Below are 24,365 nucleotides of genomic sequence, written 5' to 3'. Positions count from 1 at the left end.
GCTACAGCTTACCCAGCCCTTCGAGGTAGCGGTCGATCTCCGCGAGGTCCACCTTGCTGCTCGTCGTCCTGGGGAGCGTCGACGCCGAAGCGCTCGGCCGCTCGGCCGCTTGCCCGGCGGGCGTGTTCACCCCAAGCAGGCCCAGGTTCTTCCCGATGCGATGCACCAGCTCCGCGGACACCGTCTGCTCGCGCGCGAGGAAGGCCTCGAAGAGCGCGTTGTCACACAGCGTGTTGATGACGCGGGGCGAGCCGGACGAGTGCTGGTGTACGGCCAGCAGCGCCTCCGGGCTGAAGGGCATGCGCGGGCAGCCCGCGAGCCGGAGGCGGTGCTTGACGTAGGCCTCGGTCGACTCGGCGGTGAAGGGCTCCAGCCGGTAGCGCATAGCCACGCGCTGCGCGAGCGGCGGGTCCAGCTTCAGGTTCTTTTCGATTTCCGGCAGGCCGAAGAAGACGAAAGAGATGAGCTTGCGCTCCGGCACTTCCAGGTTGAGCAACCCCCGGAACTCCTCCATCAGCTCGCGAGTCTCCAGCATCTGCGCCTCGTCGATGAGGACGACGGCCTTCTTGCCGGACTCGTAGATTTGGAGCAGCCGCTGGTACAGCTGCGACAGCAGCGCCAGCTTCTCCTGCGCCGGATTCTCCACGCCCAACTGCAGCGCGATGCGGCGCAGCAACCAGTTGGCGGTGATGCCGGAGTGGATGATGACGAGCAGCGCGGCCTCGTACTCGGACTCCGGAAGCGAGTCGAGCATGCGGCGGGCCAGCGTCGTCTTCCCCGCGCCGATGTCACCGACGAGGATGGACAGGCCCTTCATGTAGCTCACCGCGTGCATCAGCCGGGTGAGCGCCTGCGAGTGCTGCGCCGAGTTGTAATAGAAGCGGCTGACGGGAGCGTTGGAGAAGGGCTCCTGGGTCAGCTCGAAGAAGTCCAGGTACGTAGTCATGGGCTCGCCGGACCTCGCGGGGTGCAACTACAGGTAGCCGACCTTGCGCGCCTTGGACGCGCCAGCCGCTGGTATCGGAGTGGTGGGCGCCGCGGCCCCCGCGGGTGCGGGCGGACTGCTGGTGGCCTGGGCCCCATTGCCAGAAGGCGTCGGAAGCGGATCCTCCACCGGCGCCACGGAAGCCGCAAGCCGGGACACGTGCCCGGCGACATCGCGGTACTTCCCGTCCATCGCGGCCACGCGCTGGTAGTGGAAGAGCGCCTTGCCCGCCTCCCCCTGGGCCTCGTAGGCCGCCGCCAGCTCGAAGCCGAGCGCCTTGGCCGCCTCGCCCGTGGCGTGGGGGTTGCCCAGCCCCTCGCGGAAGGCCTCCACGGCCGCGGAGGCGTCGCCGCGCAGCAGTTGGAGCATGCCCATCATGGTGATGCAGTCCAGCTCGCGCTTGCCGCCCGCGCTGCCCTGGCGGGCCACGTCGAACTCGTGGAGCGCGTCGTCGAGCAGGCCCATTTCCTTGTACGCGATGCCCAGGTCGTAATGCGTGTCCACGTCCTCGGGCTTCACCACCTTGGCCAGGCTCTTCTTGAACTCGGAGAAGACCTCCTCCACCGAGTACTGGAAGTCCTCTTCCGCAGGCAGCGCCGAGGCCCCGGCGTCATCGCCGAAGTTGTCGATCTCCCCGGCCAGCTCCGCCGCGAGGTCGAACGCGTCGCGCTCGCCCGTGGTCTCCTCGGCGTCCTCGTAGCCGTCCGTGACGGGCTGCACGCTCGGAATCTGCGCCGGCTCCGCGGCCGCGTCCTCCTGCTCCGCGCCGCCTCCCGCCTCCGCCGCCTCCAGCCGCTCCATCAGCTCGGCTGCGCGCGCGTGGCCCGGGAAGGCAATCATCACCGTCTCGAGAATCTCGCGCGCCTCTTCCAGCAGCCCCTGGTCGAGGAAGAACGACGCCTCGTCGCACTCCTCCGCCGCGGGCTCCTCTTCATCGGCGGCGGCCTCGACTGCCGGCTCGGGCTCGGGTTCCGGATCGGGCTCGACCTCGACCGCGGGCTCCTCGTAGGCGACCGGCTCGGACAGCTCGTCCGCGGACAGGTCCGGCGCGTCGTCCACGAAGGACTCGTCGTCCACCGTCACGATGGCGTGCGAGGCCGTGGGCTCCTCGAACTCCATCGGGTCGCCCAGCGCGGGGGCCCCGAACGGGTCCTCGTCCAGGTCGGCAGCCGTCAACGGCGCGGCGCCCACGCGCGTGGGCACATTCTCCAAGTCCAGCGGTGGAGGCGCCTCGTCGTCCAGCGCAGGCACGTCCAGCGAGTCCAGCGTGGGAACCTGGAGCGTGTCCGGCGAGGCCTCGTCGAGCAGCGCCTGCGTGGGCGCGTGCATCTGCGTGGGCTGCGGCTCGTCGTCGTCCCCGAGCGACAGCGCTTCCATGGACGTGGCGGCGCCGTCGTCCACCAGCGACTCGTCGTCGAGCGAGTACGCCGCCACGGCAGCCAGGTCATCATCGCTGGAGGCGACGAGCGGCTCGTCATCGGTGACGCTGAGGCCCGGCTCGTCGGACAGCACCAACTGGTCGTCGTCCGTCACCAGCGTCTCGTCCACCGACGCCGCCGCCAGGTCCTCCGGATCTGGCGTGCCGTACACCTCGAACTCACCCGAAGTGATGGCCTCGCCCACCAGCGCCTCTTCGCTGATGACGGCGGAGTCGCTGTCCTCCTCGATGACCTCGTCCGAATCGCTCGAGGGCAGCGTCGTCAGCGCCAGCTCGTCACCGGGCGGGTGCAGGAGCGCGTCTTCCGGCGGCGGCGCGACGAGAATCTCGTCGTCGCTGGAGTCCACCAGGATGGCGTCCTCGCCCACCGACTCCACCACGGACACCGTCGGCGCGGCGACCACGGGCCCCGTCGTGCGCAGCACGGACAGAAACGCGGGCACCTCGGGATGGGCGGGATTCTCCTGGAGGATGGTGGCCAGGTACGGCTGCGCGCGCTGCACGTCGGCCGTGCGCGTACACAGGCGGAGCACATTCAGCAGCTGCTCCGATGCCTGGGCCATGTTCCCGGACGCGACGTAGATTTGATACGCCTTCTCGTGGGCGTCGAGGTTCTCCGGCTCGACGGAGAAGACCTTGCGCAGGTGCTCCAGCGCTTTGTCGTGGAGTCCGTACTTGACGTAGACGTCCGTCTCCGTGAGCAGCTTGGAGAGCTGCTCGCGCCCCATCCCCGCCGGAGCGGGAGGTGCCACGGGCGCCGGCGCCGGCGCTGCCGCCGTGGGCTGGGGCGCGGGGCGCGGGGCGGGCTGAGGTGCCGCCGCGGGCTGGGGCGCCGCCGGAGCGGGCTCGGGCGCGCGGCGCGCGACCAGGTCCGGGTCCTCGGGGTCCAGCACTTCAATCTGCGTCCAGACAGCCTCGGCCTCGGTGACGCGGCCGCGCTCCTGATGAATCTTGGCCAGCTCCTTGTAGACGGAGATGGTCTTCGACGTCTGGCCCAGGCCCTGGAACGCCTGCGCCAGCAGCGTGAGCGTCTCCACGTCGCGGCCGTCGGCCTTGAAACACACCTGCAGCTTCGCCAGCGCGCGCTTCTGGTCGCCGCGCTGCAGGTACGACGTGGCCAGCTCCTTCGACAGCGGAAGGTTGTCCGGCTCCAGCGCGGACAGCCGCTCGGCCACGCGGAGCCAGTCATCCGCGCGACTGTTGCGCTTGAGGTACTCGGCGGCGCGCTTGAACTCCTGGGCCGCCTCGCGCGTCATGTTCTCGCGCGCGTACAGCTCCGCCAGCTTGATCTTCGACGCCACGTTCTCCGGGTCGAGATCCACCATCTTCTTCAAGGTATCGAGCGACGACTTCGTGTCGCCCGCCTTGTCGTAGTGGTTGGCGACAATCTGGAAGTACGCCATCGCCTCGGACATCAGCCCGAGCTGCTGGTGAAGCTCCGCCAGCTTGAGGTTCACCTCCAGCAGGTTCGGATTGAGCTTGAGGACTTGCTTGTAGAGCGCGACGGCCTTGAGGAAGAAGCCGTCCGACGAGTAGCTCTCCGCGACCTTGGTGAAGAAATGGGCGGCCTGCGGGTTGTCGTTCTTCTTCTGGTACAGCTCCCCCATCTTCTGGAGGACCCGGATGTCCTTCGGGTCGACCTCCAGGACCTTCTGGTACTCCTTGATGGCCTTGTCGTAGGCGCCCTTCGCGACGAGCTTCGCGGCGGCTTCGATGATCTTGTTCTTGTCCATCGAGCGGTGGGCTTCCAGCAGGCCGAAACCCCTTGAACTTCGCGGGTTTCCATCCTCAGCAAGGGGGAGTGTCGGAGGCTAACGGAAAGCTCCGACGCGGGTCAAGAAACGGCCCGGCTCCCCCCGGGCCGGATCACCTGCTCGCGTAGCGGCCCGACAAGCGGGAATCCGCACCACGTGGATGGGTGCTACGGCGTCTCCTCGACGGCCTTCTTCAGCCGCCGGGAGCCCGTCTCGCTCGCGAGCAAGCGCTCCACGAAACGGGTGTCGTAATTGCCCTCCTGGAAGGACTCTTCCGCGAGCGCGGCCCGGTGGAACGGGATGTTGGTGCGGATGCCTTCCACGACGTATTCGCCCAGGGCGCGCTGCATGCGGCGGATGGCCGTAGCCCGGTCCTCCGCGTGGACGATGAGCTTCGACAGGAGGCTGTCGTAGTACGGCAGCACCGTGTAGTTCTCGTAGGCGCCCGAGTCCACGCGCACCCCGTAGCCGCCCGGCACGCTGTAGCCGGTAATCTTCCCGGGCCAGGGGGCGAAGGTAATCGGGTCCTCGGCGTTCACCCGGCACTCGATGGCGTGGCCACGAATCTGGACGTCCTCCTGCGTGAAGCGCAGGGGCTCCCCATAGGCCAGGCGGATCTGCTCGCTCACCAGGTCCACGCCCGTGACGAGCTCCGTCACCGGGTGCTCCACCTGGATGCGCGTGTTCATCTCCATGAAGTAGAACTCGCCGCGCTCGTCGAGCAGGTACTCGATGGTGCCCACGTTGTTGTACGCGAGCCTGCGCATGGCGTTCACGGACACCTCGCCCATGCGCTTGCGCAGCTCCGGCGTCAGCGCCGGCGACGGACTCTCTTCAATGAGCTTCTGGTGTCGGCGCTGCACCGAGCACTCACGCTCGTTGAGGTGGACGATGTTGCCGTGCTCGTCCGCGACGATCTGGATTTCGATGTGGCGCGGCTTCTCCACATAGCGCTCGATGTAGAGGTCGCCATTGGAGAACGACGCCACGGCCTCCGCCTGGGCGGTGGAGAAGGCCTGCGCCAGCGCGCCCGGCTCGCGGACGATCTTCATCCCCTTGCCGCCGCCACCAGCGGCCGCCTTGAGGATGACGGGGAAGCCAATCTCGCGGGCGAAGGCCTCCGCCTCACGCGGGTCCTTCACGGTGCCGGGGCTGCCCGGAAGCAGCGGCAGTCCCGCCTCGCGCGCGGCCTGGCGGGCGCGCACCTTGTTGCCCATCAGCCGGAGCATCTCCGGCCGGGGGCCAATGAAGCGAATCTTGCAGTTCTCGCAGACCTCCGCGAACTCGGCGTTCTCCGACAGGAAGCCGTAGCCCGGGTGGATGGCGTCCGCGCGGGTGATTTCGGCGGCGGACAGCAGCTGCGGGACGTTGAGGTAGCTCTCCTTGGACGCCGGCGGGCCGATGCACACCGCCTCGTCTGCGAAGCGGACATGGAGCGCGTTGGCGTCCGCCGTGGAGTGCACCGCGACCGTGGCGATGCCCAACTCCCGGCAGGCGCGGATGACCCGCAGGGCAATCTCCCCGCGGTTGGCGATCAGCACCTTCTTGAACACGTGGGTGTCTCCGTCAGGGCCGTCATGAGGAGCGGCTCGCCCGTGGGATACGGGCGGCGCGCCAGCCTCATCTTCAGGCCACTTCGATGCGGAACAGCGCCTGACCGAACTCCACCGGCCGGCCGTTCTCCACGAGGATTTCCGCCACCCGGCCGGAGACCTCGGACTCAATCTCGTTCATCAGCTTCATCGCTTCGATGATGCAGAGCACCTGGCCCTTCTTCACGATGGAGCCCACCTCCACGAAGGGAGGCTGGTCCGGCGCGGGGGTCCGGTAGAACGTCCCCACGAAGGGGCTCGTCACCTGGTGGCCAGGCTTCTCCACCGGCTTCTCGGCGGCCGGAGCCGGCGCGGCGGGAGTAGCGGCCGGCGGCGGCGCGGCGACGCGAGGAGCGGCAGGGGCGGTGTACTCCACCCCGACACTCGCGGCGACGGGAGCCGGCGCGGCGTGGTGGACGATGGTCGTCTCGGGGCCCTGGCCGCGGCGGATGAAGAGCTTCTCCTCGCCGCGCTTCCAGACCAGCCTCGTGACGTCCGAGGACTCGAGAATCTCCACGATCTGCTGCAGGGCATCCACGTCCAGGGACGTGCCACCCGTGTCAGCGGGACCGCTCGAGGCGGCCTCCGTCCGAGCGGGCGCCTGGGCCCGGGTCGACTTGCGCTTCGTTGCCATATCTCGCGTCCCCTTCCCTCCGGCGTCGCTGCCGAGCTGCGTACTAGCCCCTGGTGGCCACGCGCGTCAGGTACTTACCGTCGCGCGTATCAATCTTCAGCACGTCACCCTCTTCGATGAAAAGCGGGACGTAGACGGAGTAGCCGGTCTCCAGGACGGCGGGCTTCAGTGCGCCGGAGACGGTGTCACCGCGGATACCCGGATCGCACTGGGTGACCTTGAGGTCCACGGAGTTCGGCAGCGTCACACCAATGGCCTTGCCATTGTAGAAGAGGACGCTGACGTTGATGTTCTCCTTCAGGAAGTTCTTCGCCTCTCCGAGCACCTTCTCACCGAGGAAGGTCTGCTCGTAGTTGCGGGTGTCCATGAAGTAGAACTCCTCGCCCTGGACATAGAGGTACTGCATGTCCTTCTCCTCGATGTCGGGCTTGCCCACCTTCTCACCGGACTTCAGCGTGGGCTGGAGCACGCGGCCCGTCAGGAGGCTGCGAATCGTGGTGCGCACGAACGCGGAGCCCTTGCCGGGCTTGACGTGCTGGAAATCGGCGATTTCAAACGGCTCACCGTCGATTTCAATCTTCAGACCCTTGCGGAACTCGGACGTATCGATGACACCGGCCATGGGGACCGACTCCTTACAGACTCGCAGCAGCGAAAGCTTGAAAAGTCCGGGGTGTCTAGCCCATGCGCCCCTTCCATGGAAGGGGAAAGCAGCGGCGGAAGCGTCGCCTGGATGACTGCCGGCCGGGCATCCGACTAGAGCTCGGCGCGCACCTTGGGTGCAGTGACGCGCAGCACGTAGCGGCCCTTGCCGAAGTTACCATCCGCGTGAAGGGCGAGCACCAGGAAGTAGTCCGGTGACACCAGCCGCATCACGGTCAGCACCTTCTCACTGTTGACGCTGACCTCGCTCACGGTGCCCGTCTTGAGGGTCTCCGCGGCGTTGCGCAACTGGGTGAGGAGGTTGGCGTACTCCACCCAGGCGCCGTTGAGGTCCAGCTCGGCGCTCTCATCCTTCTGGAAGGTGTCGACGGAGATGCCGTCAAAGCCCATCACGCTGCACGCGAGGGCTCCTTCGACCTGGTTGACCACCGACTCGAGGTGCGTGCGGAAGGACATGGGTAGAGGCTCTTAGAAAGACGGCCGGGGCCCGGTCAAGGGCCCCGGCGGACATTGGGACTACGTTTCCTCGGGCTCGGTGCACTCGGGAGGGAAGCCATCCTGCCCACCCGGAAGCCCGCAGGGCCCGGTGGGCACGAGCTGCGTTCCTGCCTGGCAAGTGAAGCCCGAATGGTAGAACGTGACGGGGTACGTGGCCTCGTTCGACTCGGTCGACTTGCCGTTGACGGTCTTACCGATCAGCTTCAGCCGAACGACGACGCTTACGGGCGCAGTGCCGCCACCGCCGAAATAGGCGGCGAGGTCAGCGCTCGCATTGGCCCCCAGCAGATCCAGGACCGCACTGCTGCTCTGCGTCGCGTTCGCTGGCAGGTTGAAATAGTAGGGGTAGACGTCACTCCTGAGCGTCGGCCCCGTACCTTGCGTTTCGTAGTTCAACTCGACGTTGTTGACGTAGATGGAAGACTCGTCGCCACCACCTGTTACGGGGGCTTCACCAACGACGACCTCCTGAGTCGAGAGGCTGTTCCGGACCTGGAATGCAGCGAGGTAACGGCCCGACGTCGAGAGGTCCAGTGACCCGCCCGAACTGGCGAGCCCGGACTGGTTGACCGCACAGGAAGCATCCGGAATGAACGCGTTGAAAAGCTGGATGTCTGGAGCACTGTCAACGCATCCAGTCATGGCCAGTGCCAACGGCACCGCGAGATAGAAGTTCTTCATGAGCGAACGCTCTCCTGCAAGAGGACGCAAGGGAAACCCTTACAGAGTCTGCGCAATGGTCTGCCGGTTGAGAATGCGGGGCGTGATGAAGATGAGCAGTTCCTGCCGGGTGTCGGTCTCCGAGTTGTTCTTGAAGAGCAGGCCCAGCACCGGAATCCGCGACAGGAACGGCACCGAATTGACCTGCGTTGCGCCTCGGCGAACGTAGATGCCACCGATGACCGTCGTGTCTCCATCCTTCACCAGCACCTGGGTGTTGGCTTCCTTGCGCTGGATGGAAGGCTGACCGTTGGCACCCGTGCTGGACGGGTCAGGCTGGTTGTTGGACGCATTGATGGACATCAGAACGCTGCCATCCTGGGTGATGTGCGGCGTCACCTCCAACGACAGACGCGCTTCCACGAAGGTGGTGTTCACACCCTGCGCCGACGTCTGGCTGAAGGGAATGGACACACCCTGGCTGATGCGGGCTGTGTTGTTGTCCAGCGTCGTCACCTTCGGCGCGGAGATGGTCTTCACCGAGCCCTCGTTCTCTGCCGCAGACAGGCGCAGGTTGAGCTGAAGCGCCCCGCCCGCCGAACCGAACGTGAATCCCATGGCTCCGCCCACACCCTGTCCAGTACCCGTGGGCAGATTGACCGCAAAGTTCGGATTATCAGGAAGCCCTGCGCCGGTCCCCGTAACGCCACCCGTCACGGCCAGGTTGTTCGGGAAGATGAGGCCCGTTGAGTTTCCAGTCGCCTGCCCCGCGCGAGCCTGACCACCCCACTGAACGCCCAGCGACCGGCTAAAGGAGGTGTTGGCTTCCACGATGCGGCTCTCGATGAGCACCTGCGGCGTCTGCGTATCCAGGCTGCGCACCAACGAGCGGGCGCGCTCCGTATTGGAACGCACGTCCTTGACGATGAGGACGTTGGTGCGCTGATCCACCGTCACCGAACCTCGCTCACTCAGCACGTCCTTCACCCTCGCCGCCATATCGGCAGCCACGGCGTAGTTGACCGGGAGGAGGTTGACCATCAGGTCCTCCTGCTGCTGGAGCGACTTCTTGCGCTCTTGACGCAGTCGGGCCTCCTCCTCGAGCGTCTTCAGCGGAGCGATTCGGATGATGTTGCCGAACTCCTCCTTGCCCAGCGCCTTGGTACGGAGGACGAGATCCAGCGCCTGATCCCAGGGGACATTGCGCAGGCGGATGGTCACCTTGCCACTGACATCATCCGCCACCACGATGTTCTTCTTGGAGATCTCCGCAATGACGCGGAGGAGATTCTGGATGTCGATGTCCTTGAACTCGAAGGATACGCGCTTCCCACGGTAGCGGGCCTGCTGGGGCGCGCCCTCTGCGGCGTAGGCAGGCGCCTCGGTGGTGAAGCCAGCGGTGCGCTGAGCCACGGCCACCTCCTCCGTCTTCACGCCCTTCACATCCAGACGCCACGACAGCGTTCCCGCGCTCTGGGATACCTTTTCTTCAATGGCACCATCGGCGGCCACCACAAGACGCACCTTGCCGCCCGCTCCCGGGACACTGAAGGCGCTGATCATCTTCACCGGCGTATCCAACGCGCTGGTGTCGAGGCTGCGCTCGAACTTCTTCGGAAGGCGCGCGTTGTCCAGCGTCAGCACCGCGCTGCGAGGATCCGGCCGGTCCACCTTCCACCCGGAGGTGCCCGACAGCTTCATCACAATGCGGCCCCCCGAGCTGCTCTCCTCGAAGCGCACATCCTTCACTTCGACCACGGGGGAGGCGTCGGACTTCACAGGCGTCTGACGCAGCGGCTCGACCTCTGCCACGGAGGCTACGACTGCCTGGGTCTCAACGGCCGGCGCAGCCTTCCGCGCAACCGCGCGTCCAAGCACCACCTCGAGGCCACGGTTCGCGCGGTCCACTCGGTAGGCAGGCATCGTCCCGCGCACGTCCAGCACCAGGCGAACCTTGTCTGCATGCGCGCCCACACGAACATCGCGCAGCGCCCCCGACTTCACGCGAGGAGCACGCGTCGCGAGGCCGACGCCAAACAGGTCGACCGCGAGCCGAGGCGGGTCGGCAAGCTCCAGCACCTCGTAGCGGGCGATGTCACCATCCGCACGAATGCTGAGGGTATCGTCCGCGAACGACATGGCAGTGATGTGCTGGGCCGGATTCGACACCTCCCGCTCATCAGCCTCGGCAGCCACCACGTTTTCCGGGAGCGCGGCCTTGGGGACTGCCGCTGATTCTGCCTTCACCACTTTGGCCGGAGCCTGGGCGGCGACCGGGTGTGGCTTCGCCTCCACCGACGCGGTCATGCGTTCTGTCCTGGCCGGCGTCTCGGCGCGCTTCGCGTCAACGGACTGCGAGGTGCCATCCACGGAGATGACGACCCGGTTTCCGTCCGCGCGCACGTCATACTGAGACGCCTTGTCCAGCGCCAGCAGCACCCGGCCAACGCTCGCGCGCTGATCAGAGAACTGGGACGCCACGACACCGGAAACCGGTCCAGAGCCCTCGTGGTGTCCCTTGATGCCGGTCGCATCCGCCGACGACAGGTCCACGACCAGGCGCTCCGGCCCGCTCAGCCGGAACACGGTAAAGGTCGGTGGCCGGGTGCCGGTCACCACCACCTGGGCACCCGAGCCCGTGCGGGACACATCAAGTCCCCGCAGCGTATTCAGCTCGGCACCATGCACCCTGGCGCCCACAAGAACGACCGCCCATGCGGCCGCCAACATCCACTTGCCCCTCGTCACAGCGCTCTCCTCGAGCATGCGTCCCCTCAACAAGTTGGAAGCGGGCCACCGCCCGCGGGAGCGCCTTGGAGGGCGCTACTCTCCGTAGTTCCTGCCCGTCATCATGTTGTAGGCGGGGTCCTGCTTCGCATCAGGCTTCAACTGCAGTGTCACCGGATTCTTGATGATCTCTCCGTTGCCGGAGAACACCTCTGTCACCGTCACCGAGTCACGAAGAATCTGAGTGACCTTGCCGCCCTGACGTCCCATGCGAGTGTTGCGACGCACGATGTGCCCACGTCCGGCCGGGTCTTCGACCATCGCGACGGGGCTTGCATCCCCTGTCACCACGGCAACGAGCTTCAGCTGATCCAAGTCGAACGAGCAGAGGGGCTCGTTGCAGGCTGCCACGGGGTTGGCGTTCACCGGCCCCAGCTCGTCGATCGGACTCCGGAAAGGGTCGCGCTTCCCCACCGGGTTGTACACATAGCTGTAGGAGGGCGCCGCCTGCGCACCAGTCTCGGTGGGGGCCGCCTTCACAGGGACTGCCGCCGCAGCCTTGGGCTTTGCAGGCGGGGGCGCAGGAGCCGGCGGCTCCTCGCACGCAGCAAGCACCAGTGCGAGCATCGCGGTGGTCATGGTGGCCTTGAACGTCTTCATCCTCACTCCCCTTGTCGCCCTACTTCTTGAGCGGATCAAGTTTCTATTTCTTCGAGTTCGAGTTGCCCGCGGTCGACGCAGCGGCCTTCTGTTCGACGAACCGGAACGTCGTGGCCTGGAACTCGCTCTGCAAGACGACCTTCTCGTTCTTGAGTTTGGCCGAGTCGAACTTGATGTTGTTGACGTTGACGATGCGGCGCATGTTGGCCATCTCCTGAAGGAAGAGCGCAATCTCGTGGTAGTTGCCGCTCACCGTCATCTTGATGGGGATGCGTGCGAAGAACTCCCCTCCCCCGACAGACTCCTTGCCAGGGGTCACGCTGGAGAGTTCCAGACCGCTCTTCTTCCCGATGTCGTTGATCTGCGCGAGCAGCTCCTCGATGTCACGCTGCTCCGGAAGTTCCGTGAGCGCCTCCGAGAGCTTCTGCTCCAGCACGTCCATCTCGCGCCGACGCTCATTCAGGTTCTGAGCAATCTCACTCTTGTCCGCCAGTTCCAGGTCCAGCTTGCGGCGCTCGGCCACCGCCCAACCGATTTCTTCCTCCGTGGGCTGGATGACCATGAAGAAGTTGGCGGCCGTGAGGGCACCGACGACGAACGCCAGGCCCCCGAATTTGATGGCTGGCGGCGCCTTGACGAATTGATCCAGGTACTTGTCCATGACGGGCAGCCTTGTCAGATGGCGTAGTTGGAAGTCATCGTGATCTTGAACTCGACCAGGATCGGGACCCCGACCTGCGCACCGCCAACCTGCTTGGCAGTCTGCAGATCGATGTTCTTGAAGAACGGGGACACCTGCGCCTCCGGGAACTCTTCGATCGTGGCATCCGAGGTGAGCATCTCGACTCGTGCTGTCTTGCTGTCCCGGCGACGGTCCACCAGGCGCCCCATGCCCTTGGGTGTCCACACCACACCGTTGAGCCCGCGCATGAACTCGGCGACTTCGTCATGACTGACGGCCGAGCCATCAATGGAGACCGCGTTGTTGTTCTCCGAGAACGTCTTCACCCACACCTTCTTGGGTGTCGCAGACGCGAGTGCGTCCATCATGCGAACAGGCCCGCTACGGCCCTTGCGCAGCGCATCCAAGACGGCCAGCTTCTTCTCCACTTCGGCCTTCCGGGTGTTGATGTTCTTGACCTCGCCGATGATCTTCTCCAGCTCGGCAATCCTCGCCTTGGTTGAAGCGACGCCCGCTTGGTGCGCCTCAAGCTCGCTCTGTCGGTCGTCGTACCAGAGGTAGTTGGCAACGCCAGCGCCAATCAGGACCACCGCGAAGAGGACCAGCACCTGCCGGCCCATCTCACGCTTCTTCACCGCCCGGACGGGCAGCAGGTTGATGCGAATCATCATGTGCGTCGTCTCCAGAGGGTGGTCCGGTCAGGCCAGCTTGTCGCCCGGGCGCCGCAGCGCCAGTCCCACGGCCACCGCCGCCATGGGCGCCACGTCCATGACGAACGCGGGGTCGAACTTCCGGTTATCCACTTCGATCTTGCGGAAGGGGTTGAGGATCTCCACCGGTACACCCGTGCGCGCTTCGATGGTCTTGAACAGCGCGGGAATCTTCGCCGTGCCGCCCGACAGGTAGACCTTGCTGAAGTTCGAGTCGGCCGCGGTACCCGCGTAGAAGTCCAGCGAGCGCTGGATTTCGCCCGCGACCTGTTCGGCGACGCTGGAGAGCACCCGCTCCACGTCCTGCGGTACCACCGCGTCCGCGTCAGCGCCGTTGCCACCGATCTTCAGCGCCTCGGCCTCCTCGTAGGAGACGTTCAGCTGCTTCTGGATCTCCTCGGTGAACTGGTTGCCGCCGATGGTGACGTCGCGCGTGAACACCGTCGCGCCGTTGGAGATGATGTTGATGTTCACCACCGAGGCGCCCGCGTTGATGAGCACCACCGTCTCGCGCTCCGGCACGTCATAGTTGACGGAGAACATGTTCTGGACGGCGAAGGCATCCACGTCCACCACCACCGGGGCCAGGCCCGCCTCGGAGACCACCGTGGTGTAGTCGTTGATCATGTCCTTCTTGGCCGCGACCAGCAGCACGTCCATCTGTCCCGTGGCGTCGTTGCCGCCGCCGTCGAGGATCTGCGTGTCGATGTTGACGTCCTTCACATCGAACGGGATGTACTGCTCCGCCTCCCACTGGATGCTCTCCTCGAGCTCATCCTGGGACATGCGAGGCATCTGAATCTTCTTGATGATGACCGAGTGGCCGGACACGCCGATGGCCACGTCCTTGCCCTTCACCTTCAGCTCGGACATCAGGTCCTGCACGGCCTGGACAATGGCCGTGGAGTTCATCAGCGCGCCGTCGACGATGGCCTCCGGAGGCAGCGGCTTCATCCCGAAGCTCTGCAGCGCATAGATGACCTCGCCGCGCTTGCGCTGCTCCTTGAGGAGAATCATCTTGATGGACGTCGATCCGATATCCAGGCCGAGTACCAGTTTGCCCTTCGCCATGCGTGACTCCGTCGAGAGGCAGCCAGCGTAGCACTGGCCGTCAACCCCTCCTAAAAAGTGCCTGGAGCCCGCCTGCCCTCCGGACGGACGGGAGCCTCGCACCACCCCAACTGCGCCGGGCCCCTCAACACCGTCGCGGAGGCCCGATTTTCCGGCCTCCGGCGCGTTCCGTCAAATGCCAGCCGGCAGTCCGGTTCCTGGACCGGCCCCGCACGTCACCCGCGCTCCGCCTCGGCGTCCGGATCGATGCCGTACTCCTTGATTTTGTAGAGGAGCGCCCGGTGACTGATGTCCAGCAACTCCGCAGCCCGGGTGCGGTTGCCCTTCGTCTTTCGCAAGGCGGCTCGGATGTAGGACTCTTCCAGCTCCCGGATGGCTCGCTTGAGCGACAGGTCACCACCACCCTGTAGCACCGGATCTCCATGTGGCTTCTCGCCATGAGGGCCAGGTGGGGACGCGGCCCACAGCCTTTCGGGCAGGTTCGCAGGAAGGATGTGCGGCTCGTCCGCCAACAACACGGCACGCTCCATGGCGTTTTCCAACTCACGGACGTTTCCAGGCCATGCGTAGGACTTCAGGAGCGCCTCGGCCTCTGCGGTGAGCCCGGCGACGGGAGGCTCTCGGTTCAGCTCGCGGTTGAACCGAGCGATGAAGGCTCGCGCCAGCAGTGGCACGTCCTCACGGCGCTCCCGCAGGGGAGGGACGCGGAGGTTCACCACGTTGAGGCGGTAGTACAGGTCCTCACGAAAATCCCCCTTCGCGACCAGGCGAGACAGGTCGCGCAAGGTGGCTGCCACCACGCGCACGTTGACCTTCTCGACGCGATTCTCCCCTACCGGCCGGATTTCTCCCTCCTGGAGGACACGCAGCAGCTTCACCTGGGCGGCCAAGGGAAGCTCCCCCACCTCATCCAGGAAGAGGGTGCCCCCATCGGCCTCCGCGAAGAGGCCTCTCTTGGCGGTGCGTGCGTCCGTGAAGGCGCCCTTCGCGTGGCCAAACAGCTCACTCTCGATGAGGCCGGAGGGAATGGCACCACAGTTGACCGCGACGAAAGACATGGGCGCGCGGGGACTGCGAACATGAAGCTCCCGCGCGATGAGCTCCTTCCCGGTGCCGCTCTCGCCACTGATGAGCACGGTGGTGTCCACCGGCGCGAGCCGCGCGACCTGGCGCAGCAACGCATGCAGCGCCGGGCTCTCTCCGAGGATGTGCCCCCCGGGCGTTGAAGGCAGGCTGGCCTGCTTCAGCCGCCGGTTCTCGCGAACCAGCCGCTCCCGCTCCTCCGCCTTTCGGAGGACGAAGACGATTTCGTCCGGTTTGAATGGCTTCTGGACGTAGTCGAACGCGCCCGCGGCGACGGCTTGGAGCGCCTGTTCCTGCGAGCCGTAGGCGCTCATCACTACTGCCGTCAGCGCGGGGTGCGAAGCCAGGGCCTCACGCAGGACGACGAGGCCATCCTTCTTCGGCATGCGCACGTCGCACAACAGCACGTCGTAGTCACGCGCGGCGAGTTCCTTCAGCGCGTCCTCGCCATCGGCCACCGCGCGCACGTCGTAACCGTGGCCGGTGAGCACCAACGTGAGGATGTGCCGGATGGAGGGCTCATCATCGGCAACGAGAATGGTGCGGAACAGGGGCATGGCCGTCTCCGCGCATCATCGCCTACCCGCGACAGGGCCGATAGCTCCTGTCCCGAAGACGCAAGCATTTTCCTCAGGGTACGGGCAAGCACACGGTGAAACGGGCTCCACCACTGGGGATGTTCTCTGCCTCGAGCCTGCCGCCCATGACCTGCGCCAGGCGCTGCGACACCGCCAGTCCCAATCCCGTCCCCTCACGTCCTTTGGTCGTGAAGAAGGGCTCGAACAGGCGCGGCATGACGTCCTCGGGGATGCCCGTCCCGTCATCCTCCACGAGCAAACGAACTTCACCCGCCGCCTGCCGCGTGGCAACCCGCACACGTCCCTGCCCCCCCATGGCCTGGGCGGCGTTGAGCAGCAAGTTGATGACAATCTGCGAAAGCGGGCCTGCGTCCGTGCGTGCAAGCGCTCCAGGCTCCAGGTCGAGCGTCACCGTCACGCCCGACAACTCAGGGGAGGCACGAACCAGGCGCACACACGTCTCTACCACCGGGCCTACCTCTACCGGCCCTAGCGACGTGACACCGGGGCGTCCCAGGTCAAGCAAGCCCCGGATGATGCGGTCGATGCGCTGCACTTCGTGGTCGATACGCTCCAGGAAGTCCTTCAGTTCCGGCGTGTCCGCCTTGACACGCGCCAGTGCCACGTAGCCAAGGATTCCCGCCAGCGGGTTGCCTACTTCGTGGGCGACGCCCGCGGCCAGCCGTCCGACTGTGGCCATGCGCTCCGAAGCAACCAACTCTGTCTGCGTGCGAGCCAGTTGGGCATGCGACGCGCGCAAAGACGCCATTTGCGCGCGAGTGAGCGCCTGTTCTTCGCGGAGCGCCTCCGCCATCCGCTGCAAGGCGCGCTGGATACGAGACACCAGCGTTCCTCCCTGGGTCGGAACCAGATGCGCCTCCCAGTCCAACCGACCGAACTGCTCGACCACCGCCTCGGTGCGGCGCAGCGGGCGTCCCACCATCAGGTCCAGCACCACGTAGGTGAGGACCGTCAACGCGACCAGGTCGAGCCCCAACACCCAGGGTAGGAGGCCTTGCACACGAGCCAGCGTCGCTTCTTCCGCGCTTCCTTCGGGGACCCAGCGGCGGAGCGCGTCCAACAGCCGGAGGAGTACCGGTTGTACGGACAACCAGGTGAGCCCCGACGACAGAGCCCCCAGCAGGAACGCAACGCTGGCGATCCGCCACTTCATCGCATCCCCGCCCCACTCATGGCAGGCCGCCCAACATCATGGCGATATCCGCAGGCAGCACCCGGGAAAGCCACGGCCCCAGCAAGAGGAGCTCCAGCCCCGCGAGCGCCAGCCAAGGTCCAAAGGGAATGCTGGTGCGCTCCGGGACCCATTCTTCTTCCTCACCCTCTTCGTCCAAGGGCGCATCAGGGATGGGCTGGACCAGCAGGCACACCGGAACCAACAGCAACCGCTTCCAGAGCGGGAGGCCCGGCTGCGTGAACTCCCAGGTCATCGTGAGCGGGGGCGCATCCCCCGCCGGCTCATCCTGGGTGTTCTCCGTGCGAGGTCCAGCGCGCCCTGTCGCCAGAAGCATCAGGATGCCCACCACGGCCCCCTGCATGGACGCGAACAACAGGACGCCCAGCAGCGCGCGCCACGTCAGGAAGGCTCCGAGCATGGCAACGAGGTACTTGTCCCCCGCGCCCAGCGCCTCTCGCTGGAACACCTTCCATCCGACGTACTCCATCATCCGGAAGGACAGGAAGCCCACTGCCGCACCCATCAGCGCATCACGGAAGGCGTCCATCCCCAGGGGGAACGCCAGGGCAATCCCCGCCAGCATTCCCGGCACCGTCATGGACAGCGGCAGAATCCAATGGTCCAGGTCAATGAAGGCGAGCGGCACCAGCAAGGATACGAGCACCAGCGCCGGCACCAATTCGTACGTCCAGCCAAAACGGCGCAGGCACGCGAAGAACAGGAGCCCTGTCAGGAGTTCCACCAACGGGTAACGCACGGAGATGGGCACGCCGCAGCCCCGGCAGCGCGCCCGAAGCGCAAGCCAGGACAGCAACGGGATGTTCTCGTACCACGCCAGGACGTGCCCGCACCGAGGGCATCGCGAGCGTGGTCGCACGATGCTCTGGTCCAGCGGAACCCGCGCGATGACGACGTTGAGAAAGCTGCCCACGCACAAGCCGAGCACGAACAGGAACACGGCGAACAGGGGCCCGAAGTATCCCGGCAGGGAAGAATGCGTCACAGGGGACGCATCCTACCCGAGCTTCAGCGGAAGTCGCGCCGCTCGAACACAATCGCAGCCAGCACGCAGAAAAGTGCTCCCCACCCCAGCGCGTAGAGCGTGGCCGAGCCCAGCTCCACCGCCGTCACCTCGATGCCATAGGTCGCGCGCGGCCGGAAGTTCAGTCGCTCCAGGTTGGGCAGGGCGTAGTAGGTGGCCTTGCTGACCCATTGGATGAGCTCCACCTTCGACGCGGCCCCCAGGTTGTAGATGTCCGAGCAGAGGTGACCCGCGAAGTACAACCCCGTTGTCACCAGCGCGGAGACAAGCTGGCTGGCGAAAGTGGACATCAGGAACCCGGCGCTGGTGAGGACGAACAACTCCAGGTAGAGCCCTCCGAGCGCGGCCAGCTGCGGCTGGGTGATGGGTGAGCGGTGAAGGGCGAGCTGCACCCAGAACAGCAGCGTCATCGCGACCAGCAACACGCCCAGAGTCAACATGTTGCCAGCGAGCCGGGCCAGCAAGAACCGGGTTCGCGACAGCGGCTTGGACACCATCAAGAAGATGGTCCTTCGCTCGATTTCCCGGCTGATGAGCCCGGACGACAGGTAGACGGAGAGGAAGACAAGCAGCAGGCTCATCACCCCAAGACCGAAGTCCGTCACCACCCTGTCGAAGGTGCTGACCGTGACCTCCGTGACGAGCGTCGTGGCCAGGAGGAGTAGCAGGGCGAACGCGGCGACCAGCACCGTCACCCGGTTGCGACGCGCCTCGCGGAACCCATTCCACGCCATGGCAGCGAAGGCCCCCATTACTGAATCTCCCCGCCCACGGTCTGCCCACCTGCCTGCTTCATCGCTTCCAGGAAGAGGTCCTCCAAGGAGAAGCGCGCGGGCTGTACCCGGCTGACACGCCCGCCCTTGCTGATGACAGTCTGCAGCAGCCCATGCGAATCAGCGTCCGGGATCCGCAACAGCACGCGACTGTCCAATTGCTGCGCGTGCTCATAGCTGAATCCCAGAGACTGGAGCACCTCCAGCGGCAGCCCGTGCACCACCATCTCCACCGATGGGGCCTTCGCGGACACCAAGTCCTGAACGCTGCCCTCCTGGACCCTCCTCCCCCCCACCAGCACCACCACTCGGTCACAAAGCGATTCGACATCCGAGATGATGTGCGTACAGAAGAGGATGGTCGTCCCCTTCGCGCGCTCGGCCAGGATCAAGTCCCGCATCTGTCGGCGCCCCAGCGGATCCAAACCGGAGGTGGGCTCATCCAGCACGAGCAAGCGAGGTCCACTGATGAGCGCCTGGGCCAGCGCCGTACGTTGCACCATGCCTTTGGAGTAACGGCGGATCTGCAAATCGGACGCTCGCCCCATCCCGACATCGCCGAGCACCCGCTCTACGCGCTGGTCCAACTCATGACCGCTCAGGCCGAAGATGCGCCCAGCCAACGTCACGAACTCACGCCCGGTGAGATACTCATAAAGCGAAGGGTTCTCCGGCAGGAAGCCCACTTGCCGCCGAACATGCGGCCGATCTGGTGGCTCTCCGAAGAGCAAGGCCTGCCCCTCCGAGGCCCGCACCAGCCCCATGAGAATCTTGATGGTCGTGGACTTGCCCGCCCCGTTCGGCCCCAGCAGTCCGTAGACCTGGCCTGGGGCAATCTCAAGGTCCAGTCCCTGGAGCGCCTTGACCTGCTTGTTGAGGAAGAAGCCCACCTTGTACGTCTTGGACAACCCCCGGATGGAAACTGGCAGGTTCGGATCCGACGCGCCCGCGACTGTCATGGCATCTCCTCCGGAAGGTCGAACTGAATGCCACCCGCCGCGATGTCTTCCCGCAGCTCATCCTTCTTCTTCTGGTCGAACATCTCCAACCTGTAGATTCCCGAGGTGGAACGCGCGCGCCCCTGCCTGTCGATGAAGAACTGTCCCTCCAGCGGATCTATGGGCATGGCCCTCAAGTAGCCCGCGCGCACCAAGACAGGGACCGCCTTGGGGCGTTCTCCCCGGTCACGCTGGTAGGCCGCAACAGCCTCGTCGATCTGCGTCAGCAAGCGCTCTCGAAGTAGTTCCTTGATGCGGTGTTCGTAGAAGGCTCGTGACTCGTCGTCTTCCGCACCGTCACGCAGCATCTGCGCCAGTTGAAGCCCCATATCGATGCTGCCAGCCTGCGCATAGAGGCGCGTGGCGAGTTGCAGCAGATAGGGGGGCGTCTCAGGGTACTTCGACAACTTCATGAGCTGGTCGGCAGCTGTCTTGTAGTCCCTGTCATACGTCATCTTGTTGTAGGCCAGTTGGAACAGGAACCGGCGGTCGTCCGGGAACTCAACCAGCCCCTTGCTTAGCAGCCGGGATGACAGGTCCGTGTTCGCCCATTCGTCCCTCCCCAGGTTGACGGGGGTGGTGATGGCACCCCACTCGTAGACGTACCTGAACTTGGGATCGAGGTCCGTCGCCAGATCCGCGTAGAAGAACACGTCCCGGTATTCCGTGTCCGTGTTCGCACGGCCGACCTGCTGGATGGACTGGAGCCAGTAGAAGTCGGCCAACAGCGGCTTCTGCGCCGCCCCCACGATTTCGAGGAACTCTCGCCGGGGGAGGATGGGCCCATCCTTCGTCCGCAATGGCTTGGCCGGCTTCTCTGCCATCACTGCGATGGCGCAAACAGCCAGACACAGCACGACGCTCCGCATGAGTTCCCTGGGGTTGTAGAATTGAGAAAGGCCGCCCTCCTGGGGGAGAGCGGCCCGAAGAACAGTGGACCCTCCACTGCTCATTCCACTGAAGGAATGCGAGTTACTGGGCCGCGCCGTCGCAGGCGACGTCGTTGCGCGTGTTGTAGGGGGTACCGGAGGCAACGTTACCCGCCTCGGAGCACGGACCCACCTGGCCAGAGCCCTCGAAACCGGCGATCACCCAGTCATCGAAGGTCGCCTCGTTGTCCGCGTTGCCACGCGCACCAGCGAAGAAGTTGCAGTTGGGGCAGTCTGCGATGGTCGGCTGCACACCGAGGGTCGTGTTCCACCCGGCAGCGCCCTGGGGCACGAAGCGGGCGACAACCGGGGTCGGATCGTCGATGGCGCTGTTGGCACCGAAGCGGAACGAGTCGTTGGAGATGCACGGAACGCCGGCAGCAGGCACCGGAAGGTCAGCCGCATTGCGCACCTCGCAATCGCCCGCCGCAGCGGACACACGGTAGCCGTAACGGTTGCCGCGCTCCGGCGCGAAGCCGATTTCGTTGGCGAAGTCGGAGTAACGGTCCTTCTCGGAGAAGAACGACTTCTGCGCGGTGTACAGCGCCTTGAGGTTCGTCTTCGCCTCGGACTGCTTCGAGCGGGCCTGGAACTTGATGAAGTTCGGGATGGCGATGGCGGCCAGGATGCCGATGATGGCGACCACGATCATGAGCTCGATGAGCGTGAAGCCACGGTTGCGGGGGTTGAATCGCGAGACGCGCATGGGGGTCCTCAGAGAAGGTTGCAACGGGGGGCACTGCGCCCGCGGATGGGATTAGCACTACGCATGCCAACCCAGGTGCGCACTCCAAGCCCCCCAATTCTCAAGGCTTGGAACAATCCCCTCGGCGAGGATGGGTCCAGGGCTGACAAAATTCGGCAGTGACGCTGACGATAACTGTCGATCAGCCTACGCATCCGAAGCGCTCCCGGGCTCCAAGTCATCCGTCAGCCCATGCTTGGCCAACCGGTAGCGGAATGAACGGAACGAAAGGCCCAGCAACTCCGCAGCACGGGTCTTCACGCCCCCGGCCTGCTTCATCGCCGCGACGAGATAGCGCCGCTCGCTGTCGTCGAGATGCCGCTCCAGGTTGAAGCCCGCCACCAGCCCTGGCTCACTGCCCTCCACGGGACGCACGGCGGGGTCTGTATCGCCCCGCACTGCGGGTGGAAGCGTGGAGGGCCCCAGGAGGTCTGAATCCGACAGGGTCGCGGCCCGCTCCACCATGTTCTGCAGCTGCCGCACGTTGCCTGGGAAGGGATAGCGCTCCAATAGCCCCAGTGTCTCGGGGGAGAAACGCAGACCGGGTCGCCCCAACTCCTCCGACAGTCTGGACAGGAAGTAGTTCGCCAGCAACGACACGTCGCCGGAACGCTCGCGCAGTGGAGGCAGCTCCAACGTGATGACGTTGAGCCGGTAGAAGAGGTCCTCACGAAAGCGTCCGGCCTTTACTTCGGCTTCGAGCCGCCGGTTCGTTGCCGCGATGACACGCGCCTGGAAGGGAATCTCCGCGGCGCTGCCGACCGGCTTCACCTTCCGCTCCTGGAGCACACGAAGCAGCTTCACCTGCGTCGCGAGCGGCATCTCCCCGACCTCGTCCAACATGACGGTGCCATCGCCTGCGGCCACCAGGAGGCCAGAGCGGTCGGTGGTCGCGCCAGTGAATGCCCCCTTCACATGCCCAAAGAGCTCGCTCTCCAGCGTCCCCTCGTTCAACGCCGCGCAGTTGAAGGGCAGGAAGGGACGCGCGGCTCGAGTGCCGCGCATATGGATGGCCCGCGCCACCAGTTCCTTGCCCGTCCCGCTCTCCCCCGTCACCAGCACCGTGCTGCGGCCGGAAGCGACTTTCTCCACCAAGGCCCAGACCGCCTGCATGCGCTCGCTCTGACCCACCGCGCCATCCAGGCCAGGAAATAGCCGCGCCCTGAGACCACTGTTCTCCTGACGGAGCGTTCGCTTCTCCAGCGCCTTCTGCACCAGGAGCCGCAACTCCTCGTTGTCGAAGGGCTTGCAGATGTAGTCGTAAGCGCCTTCCCGCATCGCTTCGACCGCTGCCGCGGGCGTGCCATAGGCAGTGATGAGCACCACCTCGGGAGAAGCCGACCGGGCCCGGGCCGCCCGCAGGACGTCGAGGCCACTGCCCGTGCCCAGCTTCAAGTCGGAGATGACCAGGTCCACTCCGTCCAGGGCCAGCACATCACATGCGGCCTTCACACTGGCCACGCTCGTCACCGAGTACCCCTCCCGCTGAAGCAACAGCTCGAGGTACTCACGCATGGACAGCTCGTCATCGACCACGAGGATGTGGCCGCGCGACCCCAGGTCTCCTCCCTGTACGGATGTCACAGCGGCAACCCCACCACGAACTCGGTCCCCTCATCACGGTTCGAGCGCACCCGGATGGAGCCTCCGTGGGCCCGGATGATGGAGTGCGCGGTGGACAACCCCAGCCCCGTGCCGCCATCGCGTGTGGTGAAGAACGGCTCGAACAAGTGCCCCATCATCTCCTCCGTGATGCTCCCCCCCGAGTCCCAGATGCGGATTCTCGCCTCATTCTCGCTCCGAGTCAGCGCGACCTTCACCTCACCGCGCGGGCCTGCGGCCAGAAACCCGTTGCGCACGAGGTTGATGAGCACCTGCCGCAGCTGATCCGGGTCAACCGAGACCGGGAGAGGCTCGGGCGCGGTGACTTCGACCCGTACGTCACGTGCCAGTGGATCCACCCGGAGCATGTCCATGGTCTCCGTCACGAGCGAGGCAAGTGGAACCCTCCGCAAGCTGGGCACCGGGGGACGAGCAAAGCGCAGGAACTCCTCGACGAGCCGTGCCAGACGATCCGACTCGCGCATCAAGATGTTGGTGAGCTTCTGGGCCACGTCATCCCGTGCATCCTGCGCCAACAACTGCGCCGAGCCGCGCATGGACGCCAGCGGGTTGCGCAGTTCGTGCGCCAGTTGCGCAGAGAGTGCACCCAGGCTGGCGAGCCGATCGGCCCTCTTCAGGTCATCCTCCATCCGGCGGAGCTGGGTGAGGTCCTGGAAGACCATGAGCAAAGCCCCGGGCTCACCCTCCAGTGGCGTTACCGACAGCCCCAGGATGCGCCGCTTCGCGCCCTTTCCCACCACCAATTCACTGCGAGGAGATCGAGGCGCCAGGACTGAAACGCCAGGAAGAAGCGCTTCGACTTCGACGCCAGCGACCTGCGTGGGGTCGACCTGGAGGATTCCGCAACCGGCGGGATTGACGTACGTCACGCGGCGCTGCGCATCACACGTCGCCAGCCCCGACGGCATGGAGGAGAGAATCTGCTGTTGAAGCCGCCCCAATCGCTGGAGGTCCGCCTCGCGAGCAGACAGGGCGCCACCTGTCGCGGAGAGCTGACGTGAGAGATAGCCCGACAGCACAGCGATGAGGCCCAGGGCCAGGGAGTTGCTGCCCAGGACGAAGAGCACCCGCGTGGGCGGCATCAACCCACCAGACGCGCCGTCCAGGAGTTGTGAGCCCATGACCAAGGCCCCGAAACACAGGGCAGACGCAGCAGCAGCCCAGAGCGCGCCTCGGCGGTCCAGGACGACCGACGCGCCGATGACGGCCAGGCTGTAGAGAAACGTCAGGGGCGAGTCGGAGCCACCGCTGAGGTACACGAGGCCGGTGGCGATGACGACGTCGCCCACGACCTGCACCCAGGCGTCCCCGAGCCCCCCCTGCCC

General features: G+C 65.6%; 21 protein-coding genes. All 21 read right to left on the bottom strand.

Annotated elements, in window-relative coordinates; all coding sequences use genetic code 11:
• Position 1: 1 nt before the first annotated feature.
• Positions 2-946, bottom strand: coding sequence for an ExeA family protein (locus tag FMQ63_RS28810; RefSeq protein WP_011555716.1), 945 nt, complete (start codon positions 944-946; stop codon positions 2-4).
• 27 nt (positions 947-973) lie between these two features.
• Positions 974-4,156, bottom strand: coding sequence for a tetratricopeptide repeat protein (locus FMQ63_RS28805; protein WP_011555717.1), 3,183 nt, complete (start codon positions 4,154-4,156; stop codon positions 974-976).
• Positions 4,157-4,344: 188 nt separating this feature from the next.
• Positions 4,345-5,730 carry an acetyl-CoA carboxylase biotin carboxylase subunit gene (accC, locus tag FMQ63_RS28800; protein WP_011555718.1) on the bottom strand — a complete coding sequence of 462 codons (1,386 nt, stop codon included), beginning with the start codon at positions 5,728-5,730 and terminating at the stop codon, positions 4,345-4,347.
• A gap of 73 nt (positions 5,731-5,803) precedes the next feature.
• Entirely contained in the window at positions 5,804-6,403 is a 600-nt protein-coding gene (gene accB, locus FMQ63_RS28795; RefSeq protein WP_011555719.1) for an acetyl-CoA carboxylase biotin carboxyl carrier protein, read from the bottom strand.
• A gap of 43 nt (positions 6,404-6,446) precedes the next feature.
• Complete coding sequence (efp, locus tag FMQ63_RS28790; protein WP_011555720.1) at positions 6,447-7,025, bottom strand: elongation factor P; 579 nt, start codon at positions 7,023-7,025, stop codon at positions 6,447-6,449.
• 134 nt (positions 7,026-7,159) lie between these two features.
• Positions 7,160-7,522, bottom strand: a complete 363-nt coding sequence (locus FMQ63_RS28785; RefSeq protein WP_011555721.1) for a hypothetical protein — start codon at positions 7,520-7,522, stop codon at positions 7,160-7,162.
• Between the two features lie 60 nt (positions 7,523-7,582).
• Positions 7,583-8,245 carry a hypothetical protein gene (locus FMQ63_RS28780; RefSeq protein ID WP_225909475.1) on the bottom strand — a complete coding sequence of 221 codons (663 nt, stop codon included), beginning with the start codon at positions 8,243-8,245 and terminating at the stop codon, positions 7,583-7,585.
• Positions 8,246-8,284: 39 nt separating this feature from the next.
• Positions 8,285-10,990, bottom strand: coding sequence for a type IV pilus secretin PilQ (gene pilQ, locus FMQ63_RS28775; protein WP_011555723.1), 2,706 nt, complete (start codon positions 10,988-10,990; stop codon positions 8,285-8,287).
• Positions 10,991-11,047: 57 nt separating this feature from the next.
• A complete protein-coding gene (locus FMQ63_RS28770) occupies positions 11,048-11,611 on the bottom strand; it encodes a pilus assembly protein PilP (protein WP_171452328.1) in 564 nt (187 codons plus the stop codon).
• Positions 11,612-11,654: 43 nt separating this feature from the next.
• A complete protein-coding gene (locus FMQ63_RS28765; RefSeq protein ID WP_011555725.1) occupies positions 11,655-12,272 on the bottom strand; it encodes a type 4a pilus biogenesis protein PilO in 618 nt (205 codons plus the stop codon).
• 14 nt (positions 12,273-12,286) lie between these two features.
• On the bottom strand, positions 12,287-12,964 hold the full coding sequence (locus tag FMQ63_RS28760; RefSeq protein WP_011555726.1) for a PilN domain-containing protein: 678 nt from the start codon (positions 12,962-12,964) through the stop codon (positions 12,287-12,289).
• 27 nt (positions 12,965-12,991) lie between these two features.
• Positions 12,992-14,074 (bottom strand): type IV pilus assembly protein PilM, encoded by a 1,083-nt coding sequence (gene pilM / locus FMQ63_RS28755; protein ID WP_026113789.1) that lies wholly within the window; start codon positions 14,072-14,074, stop codon positions 12,992-12,994.
• Between the two features lie 215 nt (positions 14,075-14,289).
• Positions 14,290-15,714 (bottom strand): sigma-54 dependent transcriptional regulator, encoded by a 1,425-nt coding sequence (locus FMQ63_RS28750; RefSeq protein ID WP_011555728.1) that lies wholly within the window; start codon positions 15,712-15,714, stop codon positions 14,290-14,292.
• Positions 15,715-15,787: 73 nt separating this feature from the next.
• On the bottom strand, positions 15,788-16,909 hold the full coding sequence (locus tag FMQ63_RS28745; RefSeq protein WP_011555729.1) for a sensor histidine kinase: 1,122 nt from the start codon (positions 16,907-16,909) through the stop codon (positions 15,788-15,790).
• Positions 16,910-16,925: 16 nt separating this feature from the next.
• On the bottom strand, positions 16,926-17,933 hold the full coding sequence (locus FMQ63_RS28740) for an A24 family peptidase (protein WP_011555730.1): 1,008 nt from the start codon (positions 17,931-17,933) through the stop codon (positions 16,926-16,928).
• Positions 17,934-17,956: 23 nt separating this feature from the next.
• Positions 17,957-18,724, bottom strand: coding sequence for an ABC transporter permease (locus tag FMQ63_RS28735; protein WP_011555731.1), 768 nt, complete (start codon positions 18,722-18,724; stop codon positions 17,957-17,959).
• Complete coding sequence (locus FMQ63_RS28730) at positions 18,724-19,704, bottom strand: ABC transporter ATP-binding protein (RefSeq protein ID WP_011555732.1); 981 nt, start codon at positions 19,702-19,704, stop codon at positions 18,724-18,726. The genes FMQ63_RS28735 and FMQ63_RS28730 overlap by 1 nt, the downstream gene beginning before the upstream one ends.
• Positions 19,701-20,612: an ABC transporter gene (locus FMQ63_RS28725; protein WP_228556515.1), complete on the bottom strand. Its 912-nt coding sequence runs from the start codon at positions 20,610-20,612 to the stop codon at positions 19,701-19,703. Before FMQ63_RS28725 ends, FMQ63_RS28730 begins: the two co-directional genes overlap by 4 nt.
• 103 nt (positions 20,613-20,715) lie before the next feature.
• Positions 20,716-21,378 carry a type IV pilin protein PilA gene (gene pilA, locus FMQ63_RS28720; RefSeq protein WP_011555734.1) on the bottom strand — a complete coding sequence of 221 codons (663 nt, stop codon included), beginning with the start codon at positions 21,376-21,378 and terminating at the stop codon, positions 20,716-20,718.
• Between the two features lie 186 nt (positions 21,379-21,564).
• Positions 21,565-23,001, bottom strand: coding sequence for a sigma-54 dependent transcriptional regulator (locus tag FMQ63_RS28715; RefSeq protein WP_011555735.1), 1,437 nt, complete (start codon positions 22,999-23,001; stop codon positions 21,565-21,567).
• Positions 22,998-24,365 (bottom strand): nitrogen regulation protein NR(II) (locus tag FMQ63_RS28710; RefSeq protein ID WP_141276795.1); only part of this gene is annotated, 1,368 nt, incomplete at its 5' end. The genes FMQ63_RS28715 and FMQ63_RS28710, both read right to left, overlap by 4 nt.

It is taken from the genome of Myxococcus sp. CA005 (assembly GCF_006518205.1).
GTDB classification, from domain to species: Bacteria; Myxococcota; Myxococcia; order Myxococcales; family Myxococcaceae; genus Myxococcus; species Myxococcus xanthus.
This window is presented reverse-complemented; position numbering and strand designations above follow the sequence as displayed.